The organism is Geothrix sp. 21YS21S-2, from assembly GCF_030846775.1.
Taxonomy (GTDB): domain Bacteria; phylum Acidobacteriota; class Holophagae; order Holophagales; family Holophagaceae; genus Mesoterricola.
Genome location: NZ_CP132910.1, coordinates 3,475,001 through 3,487,594, shown reverse-complemented (window position 1 = coordinate 3,487,594; position 12,594 = coordinate 3,475,001). Strand labels below are relative to the sequence as shown.

Below are 12,594 nucleotides of genomic sequence, written 5' to 3'. Positions count from 1 at the left end.
GCCGCAAATCATGGAAAAGAAAGGCATCGCCGAGGCAGCCGAGGGGCCGAGGTTCGCCGAGAAAAGAGGGGAGCTACCTTGCGTATTCCACAGCCCGGGTCTCGCGCATGACGGTGACCTTGATCTGGCCGGGGTACTGCATTTCCCCTTCGATGCGCTTGGTGACGTCCTTGGCGAGCCAGAAGGCCTGGTCGTCGTTCACCTGGCCGGCGTCCACCATGATGCGGATCTCGCGCCCCGCCTGCATGGCGAAGCTCTTCTGGACGCCCTTGTAGCTGTTGGCGATGGCCTCCAGGGCCTCCAGGCGCTTGACGTAGGTCTCCAGCATCTCGCGGCGGGCGCCTGGGCGGGCAGCGCTCAGGGCGTCGGCGGCGGTGATGAGCATGGCCTCCACGGTCTTGGGCTCGAAGTCCCCGTGGTGGCAGCTCATGGCGTGGATGACGGGGTCCTTCTCGCCGAAGCGCTTCAGGAGCTCCATGCCGATCTCGATGTGGGTGCCCTCCACTTCCCGGTCGATGGCCTTCCCGATGTCGTGGAAGAGGCCGGCACGGCGGGCGAGCTTCTGGTCGGCGCCCAGTTCGGCGGCCATGTACTCGGCGATGCGGGCCACCTCCTTGGTGTGCTCCAGGACGTTCTGCCCGTAGCTGGTGCGGTAGTTCAGGCGGCCGATGAGCTTGTGGAGCTTGGGGTGCACGTCGGGAAAGCCCAGGGAGATGGCCGCGGCCTCGCCCAGTTCCTTGAGGTGCTGGTCCATGTCGATCTTGGTCTTCTCAACCACCTCCTCGATGCGGGCGGGGTGGATGCGGCCGTCGGCCAGGAGCTTGAGGATGGCCTGGCGGGCCACCTCCCGGCGGATGGGGTCGAAACTGCTCACGACGATGGTCTCGGGCGTGTCGTCCACGATGAGGTCGCAGCCCGTGGCCTTCTCCAGGGCCCGGATGTTGCGGCCCTCGCGGCCGATGATGCGGCCCTTGAGGTCGTCGCTGGGCAGCTGCACGGAACTCACCGCGGCCTCGCTCACCACGTCGGAGGCCAGGCGCTGGATGGCGGAGACGATGGTCCAGCGGGCCTTCTTCTGGGCCTCCTCCACGGCTTCGTCCTCGATGCGGCGCACCAGCTTGGAGGCGTCCATCTTGGCGGTGTACTCCAGCTGGCTCACCAGTTCGAGCTTGGCGTCCTCCCGGGTGAGGCCGGCGATGTCCTCGAGCTTGCGGGCCTGCTCCTCGGTCAGGCGCTTGGCCTCGGCCTGGAGGGCGGCCAGCTTCTCCTGCTCCTCCTTGACCCGCTCGGTCTTGGCTTCCACGTCCTTCTGCTTCTGGTCCACCTGGGTGAGCTTCTTGTCGAGGCTGTCCTCCTTGCTCTGGAGGCGCTGCTCCTGCTTCTCGAGGGTCTGCAGCCGCTCGTTGGCGAGCTTCTCCGCCTCCTGGCGGGCCTGCAGGGCCTGCTCCTTGGCCTTGAGCTCGGCTTCCTTGCGCAGGGCGTCCGCCTCGCGCTGGCCCCGGTTGATGACCTTCCCGGCCTCCTTCTCGGCCTCGGCCAGCAGACGGTCCCGCTCGGCCTTCAGTTCGGCCTCGGCCTTGGCCGTGGCCTTGGACACATCCACCACGGCGGCCTGGGCCTTCTTCATCTGGAAGAAGAACCCCACGGCGGCCAGGACCGCGAGGGCCAGAAAGACATAATCCAATGGGTTCATGGGACAACTCCTAGGGGGGGTTGGAGGTGTCGGCTTCAGAACCCATGGACGATTGAGGATCCCCGCTCGGTCGTGGAGGCTTGCCGTGTTCCCTAGCAAGTAGGGGGGCTACCAGGTTCCCAGTTTAAGGCGCGCCGTCGCGCGGAACGCACAAGGCTGGGGGGAAGGTCTCCCGTGGCGTAATACGGAACAAGCGCTTGGCCGTCTCACGGGCCTCGCAGGGATCAGATTCCAGCTTCCTCTTCCGTCCCCTTGAAAAGGGGGCCGACCGAGGGATTCTCTTCGTCCGGAACATCGTCGAGTAGCTTGGAGAGGGTCAGTTCCAGGTCCTGTGTCTGCCGACTTTTGTCCTGTTCCAGTCGCGCCACGCGGTGCGCCAGGTTCAGGGCCCCCATCAGCAGCCATGTGGATGTGTCCAGCGCTGATGGTGGAACACCCCATCTTAGCTCATAGGCGCGTTCCATGTCGCGGAAGGTGTCCTCAAGAATGGAGGTGGCCCGGGGCAGGTCCTCGGGACCCGCCGTGGAGTGGATCCGGATGGACCGGCCCAGAACCTCCAGCTGGACCTCCTTGGGTGGGGTCATTCGATGCCCTCGACCATCTTAAGAATTGATTCCACTTGCTTCCTCACGCCGTCCCTTTCCTTCTGCCAGGCCGCTTGGTCGGCCTGGAGGTCCTCCAGGCGCCGCCGCAGGTTGCGGAGCTCCTCGTCGCTGCTTCCCATGTCCGCCTTCAGGGCGGCCAGTTCATCCCGGTACTGGTTCCGCTGCTGCACCAGTCCCTGAAGCTTCGTCTCGAGCTGTTTCAGAACGTCCATGGGGGCCTCTTTAGGATTTATTCTAGCCCCGAAGTTGGACTCCGAGGCCCTGGGCGGCGTTCAGGGCCGAAAGAACCCAGGTTTCCACCTCCTCCCCGGTGAGGGTGCGGTCCATGGCCTGGAACCTCAGGCGCATCAGCCAGGCCTGCCGGCCCGGGGGCAGGCTCTTGTGGCGGAAGACGTCCACGCAGCGCAGGTCCTGGAGGGGGGTGGCCGCCAGGGCGGCCTCCATGGCTGCCGTCAGGGCGCCGTAGGGCTGGTCCAGGCCCACCAGGAGGGACAGGTCCCGTTCCACGGTGGGGAAGCGGCTGAAGGGGGCGAAGCGGGGGATGACCCGTTCCCCGGCGTCGGGGATGGCGTCGATGGGCAGCTCGAAGTGCCAGCCCAGGACCGTGCCGCCGCCTTCGGTGAATTCCCACCGGCCGAAGGCCTCCGTCTCGGCCCGGGGCACGCCCAGGGCCTGCAGGACGCCCTGGAGGTGGCTGCGGCCTTCGGGGCCGGAGAGCTTCCGGGGCGGGGTGAGGGGGTCCTCCCCGCCCATCTCCCCGCCCCACACGAGGCCCAGGGTCCAGGTCTCCTTCAGGGGCTGGCCGGGCCGGGCCTCGAACACCGGGGCGATCTCGAAGAACCGCACGTCCCGGGCGCCCTTCTCCAGGTTCAGGCGGGCCACCTTGTCCAGGTCCCGCAGGAGGGTGCCGCGCATGAGGGAATAATCCTCTCCCAGGGGATTGGCCAGGGTCCGCCGGGCGGGCCCGTCGCCCAGGACGTCCTCCTGGGGGTCGCCGAAGCCCAGGGTGACGGTCTGGAAAAATCCCAGGTTGGCCAGGCGGGAGGCGAGCTTGCGCCGCTTGAGATACCCGGGGGCCAGGGGTTCCGGGCTGCTCTCCAGGGGGGGAAGCACGGAAGGGATGCCGTCGTAGCCCAGGAGGCGCAGGACCTCCTCGGCCAGGTCCTCGGGACAGGCCAGGTCGTGGCGCCAGGTGGGGGGCGTCACGCGGGCGCCTCCGGGGACCGGCTCCAGGGCGCAGCCGAGGGCCCGCAGGAGGTCCGCGGCCCGGCCGGGATCCACGGGGTGCCCGGCGACCCGGTCCACCATGGCCCAGGGGAGCGCCACGGGGGCCTTGGGGGTGGGCAGCGCGCCCACGCTCCAGGCCGACTGCAGCGTGGCGCCGGCCCAGTCCCGCAGGCGCAGGGCGAGCAGGTCGCGGGCCGGCACGGCCATGGCGGGGTCCGCCCCGCGGCCGAAGCGGTGGGAGGCGTCCGTGTGCAGCCCGTGGCGGTGGGCCATGGCGCGCACGGTGCGGGGATCGAACCAGGCGCTCTCCAGCAGGACCCGTCGGGTTGCCCCGGTGACCTTGGTGGCGTCGCCGCCCATGACGCCCGCCAGGGCCACGGGGCCGGCCCCGTCGGCGATGAGGAGGTCCCTGGGCGTGAGCTTGCGCTCCACGCCGTCCAGGGTCACGAGGGTCTCGCCGTCCCGGGCCCAGCGCACCGCCAGGAAGCCCTGGATGCGGTCCGCGTCGAAGGCGTGGGTGGGGTGGCCGTAGCGGTGGAGCAGTTCGTTGGAGGCGTCCACCGCGGGCATGTCCTTGGCGGAGGATCCCAGGGCGCCCAGGAAGGCCTTCACCGCGGCGGGGGTGCCCTGGCCCCTGCCCAGCTCCAGCACGGCCGTGGCGTAGAAGGGGCCGGCCTCGCCGGCCTCCAGGCGGACCGGGAGCAGGGGCTCGCCCGGGGCGGGCGCCTGGACGGGGAGGGCCGCGAGGGCCGCGCCCAGCTTGGCGGCCAGGTCCCGGGCGATGCCCCGGTGGGACTGGGCGTCGCCGCGGTTGGCGGTGATGTCCACGTCGAGGACCGTGGTGCCGTCCACGGTCTCCACCCCGTCCACGGGGAAGCCGAGGCCCGCGAGCAGCTCGCAGAGGTCGGGGGTGGACGTTCCCGCGAGGGCCGGGAGCTCCTGGTGCAGTGCGCCGCGTTCGATGAGCATCAGTCCAGCCCTCCCATGGTCTTGAGGAACCTCTGGTCGTTTTCGAAGAAGAGCCGGAGATCCGGGGTCTGGCTCACCATCATCGCGGTGCGCTCCACGCCCATGCCGAACGCGAAGCCGCTCCACACCGCCGGGTCGATGCCGGCGTAGGCCAGCACGTTGGGGTGGATGAGGCCGGAGCCCAGGAGCTCCACCCAGCCCGAGCCCTTGCAGACCCGGCAGCCGCTCCCGCCGCACAGGGGGCAGCGCACGTCCATCTCGGCGCCCGGCTCCACGAAGGGGAAGTAGCTGGGCCGGAACCGCACCTCGGCCCCGGGCCCGAACAGGGCTTTCATGGCGTAGGCCAGGGTCCCCTTCAGGTGGTGCATGCCGATGCCCTTGCCGATGAGCATGCCCTCCACCTGGTGGAACATGGGGCTGTGGGTGGGATCGATCTCGTCCTTGCGGTAGACCCGGCCCGGGGCCAGGAAGCGGATGCCGCCGCTGCGCTCGAGGGCGGAAAGGCCGTCGGGGCCCTTCTCCGCGATGCGCTTGAGGACCCGCACCTGCACGGGGCTGGTGTGGGTGCGCAGCAGGAGGCCGTCGGCGTCCCTGAAGTAGAAGGTGTCCGCGCTGCCCCGGGCGGGGTGGTCCTCGGGGATGTTCAGGCCGTCGAAGTTGTGCTCCTCGGTCTCGGCCTCGGGCCCCTCCTCCACGTGATAGCCCAGGGGGCGGAACACGTCCACCAGGCGGTCCATGAGGCGGTTCAGGGGGTGCAGCGCCCCCTGGGCCGGCAGGGGCGGCGGAAGGGCCGGGTCCCAGGCGTTGGCCAGGGCGGCGGTGGCCTTGCGGGCCTCCTCCAGCTCGGCCTGGCGGGCCTTGAGCCCTTCCTCCCACCGGGTCTTGAGGGCGTTGGCGGCCGCGCCCAGCTCGCGCTTCTGGTCCTTGGGGGCCGCCTTGAGCAGCTCCATGAGGCGCGCGGCGTGGCTGCCCTCGCGGCCCACGTAGGCGCCCTTCAGGCGCAGGAGGGCGTCCAGGTCGGCGCAGGCGGCGAGGGCCTCGGGGAAGATCCGGTGGGCCTCTTCGATCTCGGGTGGCAGCAGGGAGGTTTCCATGGCGTTTCCTCAAAACAGAGGAAGGCCGCATATGCGGCCTTCCGGTCTGTTGCGATGGTGGAGATTGCTTCGCTCAGCCCTTGGCCACGGCCACGAGCTTGGTAAAGGCCTCCGGATTGCGCACGGCGAGGTCGGCGAGGATCTTGCGGTCCAGGTCGATGCTGGCCTTCTTCAGTCCGCCCATGAAGCGGGAGTAGGACATGCCGTTCTGCTCGGCGGCGGCGCCGATGCGGACGATCCAGAGCCGGCGGAAATCGCGCTTGCGCACCTTGCGGTCGCGGTACGAATAGAGGAGGGCCTTCTCGACGGCTTCCTTCGCGCTCCGGTAGAGGCGGGACTTGGCGCCGTAGAAACCCTTGGCGAACTTCAGCATCCGCTTGCGGCGCTGAACCCGCTTAAAGCCACGTTTGACTCGAGTCATCTGTTCTTCCTTTCCTTGTGGCAATCCCGGAGGATTTTGAAGGCCACTGCGGGGGCGGCGTCAGCCGCCGGGGTCGTGGGTTTCCTGATCAGGCGTAAGGCAGCATGGCGCGGACGCGTCCGAGATCGGACTTGTCCACCATTCCGCCCATGTCCAGCTGGCGCTTGCGCTTGCTGGACTTGCTGGTCAGGATGTGGCGCTGGTGGGAACAGCCGCGCTTGAAGAGACCGCTGCCGGTCTTCTTGAAGCGCTTCTGGGCGCCCTTGTGGGTCTTGAGCTTGGGCATGACATACCTCTAGCGGGTGAATGGATCAGAGCGATCCGGCTACCTTCGCCCCTTCTGGCGTGGAACCAGGTTCGTCGGCCGCGGGGGTTGGGGGTTTGGTGGGCTTGACCTTCTTGATCAACTGCTCGACCGGCCTGGGGATGATGATGGCGTGCATGTCGCGGCCATCGATTCCGGCGGGCTTCTCGACGATGCATCGCTCGCCGATCCGGGTCAGCACGTCTTCAATGATCCGGTAGCCGATGTCCCGGTGGACCACTTCGCGGCCCCGGAACATGACGACGACCTTCACCTTGTCCCCCTCTTCGAGGAAGCGGAGGATGTGCTTGACCTTGAAATCGAAGTCGTGGTCGTCGGTGCGGGGGCGGAACTTCACCTCCTTGACCACGATGTTCTTCTGCTTCGCCCGGGCGGCGTGTTCCCGCTTGGCTTCCATGAACTTGTACTTGCCGTAGTCCATGATCCTGCAGACCGGGGGGTTGGCGGTGGGGGACACCTCAACCACATCAAGGCCTTTGGCCTCAGCGACTCTGACGGCCTCATGCGGGGTCATTACACCCAGCTGGGTTCCATCCTCGTCGATGACTCTGACCTCCGCTGCGCGGATGCCATCGTTGATTCTCGTTTCGTTAGCTCGGATACGTTCCTCCCCATCATTGCAAGGAAAGTGATGTTATCAGTCATTTCCCAAAAAATAAAGCAAAGATCACCGCGCCCTCGTCCGGATCTCCTGGATCAGGCTCTCGAAGAACCCCTCCAGGGGCTGGGCTCCCAGGTCGCCCCGGTGGCGATGCCGCACGGAGACCGTGCCGGCGGCGGCTTCCCGGTCCCCCAGCACGAGCATGTAGGGAACCTTGCTCAGCTGGGCGTCCCGGATCTTGGCGTTGACCTTCTCGTTGCGCAGGTCCAGGTCCACCCGCACGCCCAGGTCCAGGGCCCTGTCCCGGATGGTGCGCGCGAAATCGTGGGCCCGGTCCGTGATGGGCAGGATGGCCACCTGGACGGGAGCCAGCCAGGTGGGGAAGGCCCCGGCGCAGTGCTCGATGAGGATCCCCATGAAGCGCTCGAGGCTGCCCAGGATGGCCCGGTGGAGCATGACGGGCTGGCCCTCGGAGCCGTCGGCCTTGACGTAGATGAGACCGAAGCGGCTGGGCATGGAGTAGTCCACCTGCAGGGTGCCCAGCTGCCAAGGCCGCTTGAGGGCGTCGAGCACCTGGAAGTCGATCTTGGGCCCGTAGAAGGCGCCGTCGCCCGCGTTGATGTTGTAGGGCATGCCGGCTTCGTCCAGGGCGGAGGCCAGGGCCCCCTCGGCGTGGTCCCAGATCTCATCGCTGCCCAGCCGGCTCTCGGGCCGCGTGGACAGGTTCACCCGCAGCTCGTCGAAGCCGAAGGTGTGGTAGACGTTCCGGATGAAATCCAGGAAGGAGGCCATCTCCTCCTTCATCTGCTCGGGCATGCAATAGATGTGGGCGTCGTCCTGGCAGAAGGTGCGCACCCGGGTCAGGCCGTGGGTGACGCCGGAGCGCTCGTACCGGTGCAGCCGGCCGAAGTCCGCGTACCGGATGGGCAGGTCCCGGTAGCTGTGCCGGCCGTTGCCGTAGATGAGGCAGTGGCTGGGGCAGTTCATGGGCTTGAGGGCGTACTCCCGCTCGTCCACGGTGGTGAAGTACATGTTGTCCACGTAGTGGTCGTAGTGGCCGCTGGTCTTCCACAGGGCCACGTCCAGGGCCTGGGGGGTGATGACCTCGGAATAGCCCTGCCTGGCGTACAGGGCACGCATGTAGTTGACCAGCTCGGTGTAGACGATGGTGCCCTTGGGGTGGAAGAAGGGCGAGGCCGGCGCCTCCGGGTGGAAGGAGAACAGGCCCAGCTCCTTGCCCAGCTTGCGGTGGTCCCGGGTGCGGGCCTCCTCCAGGAGGCGCAGGTGCTCCTCCAGTTCCTTGGCCGTGTGGAAGGCCGTGCCGTAGATGCGGCAGAGCTGGACGTTCTTCTCGTCCCCCTTCCAGTAGGCGGCGGCGGTGTTCAGAAGCTTGAAGGCCTTGAGCTTGCCCGTGTCCGGCACGTGGGGGCCGCGGCAGAGGTCATAGAAGTCGCCCTGGCGGTACCCGGAAATCCGCTCATCGGCCGGAATGTCCGAAACCAGTTCAACCTTGAGCCCTTCGCCCATTCCCTGGAACAGGGCCACGGCCTGGTCACGGCCGAGTTCCTCGCGCTGCACGGGGACGGCCTCCTGGCTGAGCCGATGCATTTCCGCTTCGATGGCGACGAGATCCTCGGGAGTAAAAAAGGGATCAACCATGAAATCATAATAAAAACCATCCTCGATGACCGGGCCGATCCCGACCTTGGCCTTGGGAAATAGCCGCTTGACCGCCTGGGCCAGGAGGTGGGCCGCCGAGTGGCGGATCACATCGAGGGACTCCGGATCCTTGTTGGTGACCACGGCGACCTTGGCGCCCTCGGTCAGGGGGGCCTTCAGGTCGGTGAGCTTGCCGTCCACCCGCAAGGCCAGGGCGGCATCAAGCAGGCGGGGGCTGATGCTCAGGGCAAGGTCCGCGCCGGTCGCCCCATCCGGCAGTTCGCGGATGGAATCATCGGGAAGACGGACTGAAACTGCCATGGCGATCCTCGCGTCAAACCTCAAGCTTACTCCAAACCCGCACACCGCGCCCGCTCCAAGTGTCGCGGCGTCCCCGGAAGCGCGTTGGCGCCGGGTTTCCCGTGCCATCGCCATCCTGCCGGGGAACCTCGGGGTGCTTCAACGAACTATTAATCTATCTGACGCGGGGGAGGGGGAAGGTGTTGGACATTCTCAAAGGAGCTCTCGTTGCGGGCACGCTTGCCGCAACCTCGGCCGGCGCCACCCCGACGGACGCGCAGGTCTGGGCCCAGTGCATGGAGGCCCGGGCCGCCCTGGAGGCCTGGCGGGCCAACCCGGATCACCGCGGCAAGGTCCAGCTCGTGCTCGGAGCGCGCACGCAGGAGGCCGCCCGTTTCCAGAAGGCCTCCCACCCTCCCGCATTCGCTCCCAAGTGGATCTTCGTGAGCATCGAGGCCCATGACCCTTCGGCCGAGCCCCATGTCCAGCTGGACTTCAACCAGCCGAGGCACCTCGGCTACCTGGCCAGCGCCCTGGCCGGAAAGGTCGACGCCGTCCTCTTCGATCATTCCGTGGTCAAGTTCACGGAATGGACGACGATCCACTACGTTTTCATTAATAAGTTAATGAGCGAACACGGCACCTTTTTTCTGCCCCTGGAGAGCTGGGGTGCCCTCGCCTTCGGAACCGACCCCGGGAACCCCAATGAGCCCTTGAATTTCCAACGACCAACCGGCGATCGCGACTACGACGCCAGGCAGTTCGGCCGGACCCTGCATCTGGCCATGCTCAAGGCCGACGCCAAACGGAGCGAAGGCGGAGGCCTCCAGCCCTGGTTGCCAGGCATGCTTCATGTGCCCATGAATTGGCTGAGCCTGGACGGCGCGACCCGGGCAGGCGCCCTTGCGTTCTGGAAGACGACCTACCTGGTACCGGAACTGGAGGCGAGCCTGAAGTACCGGGCAGGATTCAGGACGGTCACCCGCGTGAGGTTCACACCGACCTTCCTCAAAGGCAATCCCGAGTGCGCTGGCGGCGTGGATTACCTCGCCTGCAGGCGCTGAACGCCGCCGCGGAAGGCGGAGTGCCGGGAGGGAAGGGTCCCGGAGGCGAGCGGGGCCCGACCTTGACGTGGTTCATATTTTATTTATGCTTCCATTGCCGATCAACCCCATCCAGCGCGTTCCCTGTGACGGCCAGGAGCACCCACCTCGGAAAGGAATTCATCCGTGAGCAGCCATCTCAAAACCCTCCTCCTGCCGGCCTTGATCCTGGCAGCTGCCTCCGCCGCCTGGGCTGGCTCCTATTCGGTGCGGAACGATTCAGGATCCGACGCCATCTTTTTCGTCGACAACTGGGTTCATTCGGCCCAGTTCGTTGCCCCGGGAAAGACCGCCAATTTCAAGTCGGGCCCGTTCCATTCCGTGACGATGGTGATCAACAATGGCAGCAAGCCCGTGCTGATCCAGACGCCCTACAGCGAAATTCGTCACGGCGCCCAGGTGTGCAACGGAAATGATAATTTCATATTGACCGCGAAGGGTGTGATCCTCTGGAGGTGACCTTCCCGCCACCCCACCCCAGCGAACCGGACAAAAAAAAAGCCCCCCATCGCATGGGGGGCTTTGGATTTTAACGTCGCGGCGACCTACTTTTCCACCTGTGTGCCAGGAAGTATCATCGGCCCTCTGGAGCTTAACTGCCGTGTTCGGGATGGGAACGGGTGTGACCTCCAGGGTAAAGCCACGACGAAGGGGTCAGACTTCGAAGTGTTGAAGCGAAGGGTGAGGCGAGACGAGCCTAAACATAAGCATTGTCTCATTGATTGGATGCAATTGATTGATGAAAAGTCAAGCCAGTGGACCAATTAGTATCGCTCAGCTCAACGCGTTACCGCGCTTACACATGCGACCTATCAACGTCGTGGTCTACGACGGGTCTCGTGGGGAGATCTCATCTTGAGGGGTGTTTCGCGCTTAGATGCTTTCAGCGCTTCTCACTTCCCGACATAGCTACCCAGCATTGCATTTGGAAACACAACTGGAACACCAGAGGTCAGTCCATCCCGGTCCTCTCGTACTAAGGACAGGTCCTCTCAAATCTCCTACGCCCACACTAGATAGGGACCGAACTGTCTCGCGACGTTCTGAACCCAACTCACGTACCGCTATTGATCGGCGAACAGCCGAACCCTTGGGACCTGCTTCAGCCCCAGGATGCGATGAGTCGACATCGAGGTGCCAAACCTTGCCGTCGATATGAACTCTTGGGCAAGATCAGCCTGTTATCCCCGGCGTACCTTTTATCCGTTGAGCGATGGCCCTTCCATGCGGAACCACCGGATCACTATGACCTGCTTTCGCATCTGCTCGACGTGTGTGTCTCGCAGTTAAGCTCCCTTATACCATTGCGCTCTGCGGCTGATTTCCAAACAGCCTGAGGGAACCTTTGCACGCCTCCGTTACTCTTTAGGAGGCGACCGCCCCAGTCAAACTACCCGCCTGACACTGTCTTCCACCCGGATGACGGGCGTGAGTTAGAGATCAGCATTGCGCAGGGAAGTATCTCAACGACGACTCCACCGACCCTAACGAGCCAGTTTCAAAGTCTCCTTCCTATCCTGCACAGCACAATGCCAACCTCAATGTCAAGATGTAGTAAAGGTGCACGGGGTCTTTCCGTCTAAGTGCGGGTAACCGGCATCTTCACCGGTGCTACAAGTTCGCTGAGTCTCTGCTGGAGACAGTTTCCAGATCGTTACGCCATTCGTGCAGGTCGGAACTTACCCGACAAGGAATTTCGCTACCTTAGGACCGTTATAGTTACGGCCGCCGTTCACCGGGGCTTAAATTCGCAGCTTCGCTTGCGCTAACCGCTCCTCTTGACCTTCCGGCACCGGGCAGGCGTCAGCCCCTATACCTCCTCTTTGGAGTTTGCAGAGACCTGTGTTTTTGTTAAACAGTCGCCTGGAACATTTATGTGCCACCACCTCGGGCTATGAACCCTACCGTGGTACCCCTTCTCCCGAAGTTACGGGGTTAATTTGCCGAGTTCCTTCAGCAGAGTTCTCTCAAACGCCTGAGGATTCTCTCCTCGACTACCTGTGTCGGTTTGCGGTACGGTCACACGTGGCTCTCCTTAGCAGCTTTTCTCGGCAGTGTAGGATCAGGACTTTTCGTCAGAGCGCTTGGGCTCATGCCCACCGGACTTCCCTGGCGGACACCCTTGCGAACTTTCGCAGCACATTCCATAGCGCTGCGTCCCTACCTTCCTGCGTCCCTGCATCGTACAAACGAACCACACATGGTGCGGGAATATTAACCAGCTTTCCATCGCCTACGCCTTTCGGCCTCGGCTTAGGGACCGACTAACCCAACGCGGATTGACCTTGCGTTGGAAACCTTAGTCTTACGGCGGACGGGGTTCTCACCCGTCTTTACGCTACTTATGCCGACAGAGTCTCTTCCCATGTCTCCAGCTGTCCTTACGGTCAACCTTCACAGACGTAGGGAATGCTCCCCTACCACAAAGTTCGCAGCTTCGGTACTATGCTTGAGCCCCGTTGAATTGTCGGCACAGACCCGCTTGACCAGTGAGCTATTACGCTTTCTTTAAAGGATAGCTGCTTCTAAGCTAACCTCCTGGCTGTCTAAGCACATCCACATCCTTTTCCACTTAGCATAGATTTTGGGACCTTAGC

11 protein-coding genes and 2 rRNA genes (1 of these 13 running past the window's edge) are annotated in these 12,594 nt (G+C 64.8%); 2 read left to right on the top strand and 11 right to left on the bottom strand.

All coding sequences use genetic code 11. The features are described from left to right. Positions 1–73 precede the first annotated feature (73 nt). The 9 genes from rny to thrS form a co-directional block, all read right to left on the bottom strand. Positions 74–1,693, bottom strand: a complete 1,620-nt coding sequence (gene rny, locus RAH40_RS15365) for a ribonuclease Y (protein WP_306598440.1) — start codon at positions 1,691–1,693, stop codon at positions 74–76. A 224-nt stretch (positions 1,694–1,917) separates the two neighbouring features. Continuing rightward, positions 1,918–2,277 carry a cell division protein ZapA gene (locus RAH40_RS15360; RefSeq protein ID WP_306598439.1) on the bottom strand — a complete coding sequence of 120 codons (360 nt, stop codon included), beginning with the start codon at positions 2,275–2,277 and terminating at the stop codon, positions 1,918–1,920. Next, a complete protein-coding gene (zapB, locus tag RAH40_RS15355; RefSeq protein WP_306598438.1) occupies positions 2,274–2,510 on the bottom strand; it encodes a cell division protein ZapB in 237 nt (78 codons plus the stop codon). Before zapB ends, RAH40_RS15360 begins: the two co-directional genes overlap by 4 nt. A gap of 22 nt (positions 2,511–2,532) precedes the next feature. After that, positions 2,533–4,494: a phenylalanine--tRNA ligase subunit beta gene (locus RAH40_RS15350; RefSeq protein ID WP_306598437.1), complete on the bottom strand. Its 1,962-nt coding sequence runs from the start codon at positions 4,492–4,494 to the stop codon at positions 2,533–2,535. Then, entirely contained in the window at positions 4,494–5,588 is a 1,095-nt protein-coding gene (gene pheS, locus RAH40_RS15345) for a phenylalanine--tRNA ligase subunit alpha (protein ID WP_306598436.1), read from the bottom strand. The genes RAH40_RS15350 and pheS overlap by 1 nt, the downstream gene beginning before the upstream one ends. Before the next feature lie 73 nt (positions 5,589–5,661). Further along, positions 5,662–6,009 carry a 50S ribosomal protein L20 gene (rplT, locus tag RAH40_RS15340; protein WP_306598435.1) on the bottom strand — a complete coding sequence of 116 codons (348 nt, stop codon included), beginning with the start codon at positions 6,007–6,009 and terminating at the stop codon, positions 5,662–5,664. An 88-nt stretch (positions 6,010–6,097) separates the two neighbouring features. Next, on the bottom strand, positions 6,098–6,295 hold the full coding sequence (gene rpmI / locus RAH40_RS15335) for a 50S ribosomal protein L35 (protein WP_306598434.1): 198 nt from the start codon (positions 6,293–6,295) through the stop codon (positions 6,098–6,100). 25 nt (positions 6,296–6,320) lie between these two features. Beyond that, positions 6,321–6,935: a translation initiation factor IF-3 gene (gene infC / locus RAH40_RS15330; protein ID WP_306602306.1), complete on the bottom strand. Its 615-nt coding sequence runs from the start codon at positions 6,933–6,935 to the stop codon at positions 6,321–6,323. A gap of 66 nt (positions 6,936–7,001) precedes the next feature. Further along, positions 7,002–8,915: a threonine--tRNA ligase gene (gene thrS / locus RAH40_RS15325; RefSeq protein WP_306598433.1), complete on the bottom strand. Its 1,914-nt coding sequence runs from the start codon at positions 8,913–8,915 to the stop codon at positions 7,002–7,004. A 182-nt stretch (positions 8,916–9,097) separates the two neighbouring features. Here thrS and RAH40_RS15320 point away from each other — a divergent pair, with 182 nt between their 5' ends. Both RAH40_RS15320 and RAH40_RS15315 read left to right on the top strand, forming a co-directional pair. Then, positions 9,098–9,958 (top strand): hypothetical protein, encoded by an 861-nt coding sequence (locus RAH40_RS15320; RefSeq protein ID WP_306598432.1) that lies wholly within the window; start codon positions 9,098–9,100, stop codon positions 9,956–9,958. 165 nt (positions 9,959–10,123) lie between these two features. Then, complete coding sequence (locus RAH40_RS15315) at positions 10,124–10,456, top strand: hypothetical protein (protein WP_306598431.1); 333 nt, start codon at positions 10,124–10,126, stop codon at positions 10,454–10,456. A 73-nt stretch (positions 10,457–10,529) separates the two neighbouring features. Here the strand turns inward: RAH40_RS15315 and rrf are convergent. Both rrf and RAH40_RS15305 read right to left on the bottom strand, forming a co-directional pair. After that, positions 10,530–10,645, bottom strand: a 5S ribosomal RNA gene (gene rrf, locus RAH40_RS15310). Positions 10,646–10,740: 95 nt separating this feature from the next. After that, a 23S ribosomal RNA gene (locus RAH40_RS15305) occupies positions 10,741–12,594 on the bottom strand (it continues 1,084 nt past the right edge of the window).

Excerpts from the sequence above, each read along its gene's own strand:
- rny (WP_306598440.1), bottom strand. The coding sequence starts at position 1,693 with ATGAACCCATTGGATTATGTCTTTCTGGCCCTCGCGGTCCTGGCCGCC.
- RAH40_RS15360 (WP_306598439.1), bottom strand. The coding sequence starts at position 2,277 with ATGACCCCACCCAAGGAGGTCCAGCTGGAGGTTCTGGGCCGGTCCATC.
- zapB (WP_306598438.1), bottom strand. The coding sequence starts at position 2,510 with ATGGACGTTCTGAAACAGCTCGAGACGAAGCTTCAGGGACTGGTGCAG.
- RAH40_RS15350 (WP_306598437.1), bottom strand. The coding sequence starts at position 4,494 with ATGCTCATCGAACGCGGCGCACTGCACCAGGAGCTCCCGGCCCTCGCG.
- pheS (WP_306598436.1), bottom strand. The coding sequence starts at position 5,588 with ATGGAAACCTCCCTGCTGCCACCCGAGATCGAAGAGGCCCACCGGATC.
- rplT (WP_306598435.1), bottom strand. The coding sequence starts at position 6,009 with ATGACTCGAGTCAAACGTGGCTTTAAGCGGGTTCAGCGCCGCAAGCGG.
- rpmI (WP_306598434.1), bottom strand. The coding sequence starts at position 6,295 with ATGCCCAAGCTCAAGACCCACAAGGGCGCCCAGAAGCGCTTCAAGAAG.
- thrS (WP_306598433.1), bottom strand. The coding sequence starts at position 8,915 with ATGGCAGTTTCAGTCCGTCTTCCCGATGATTCCATCCGCGAACTGCCG.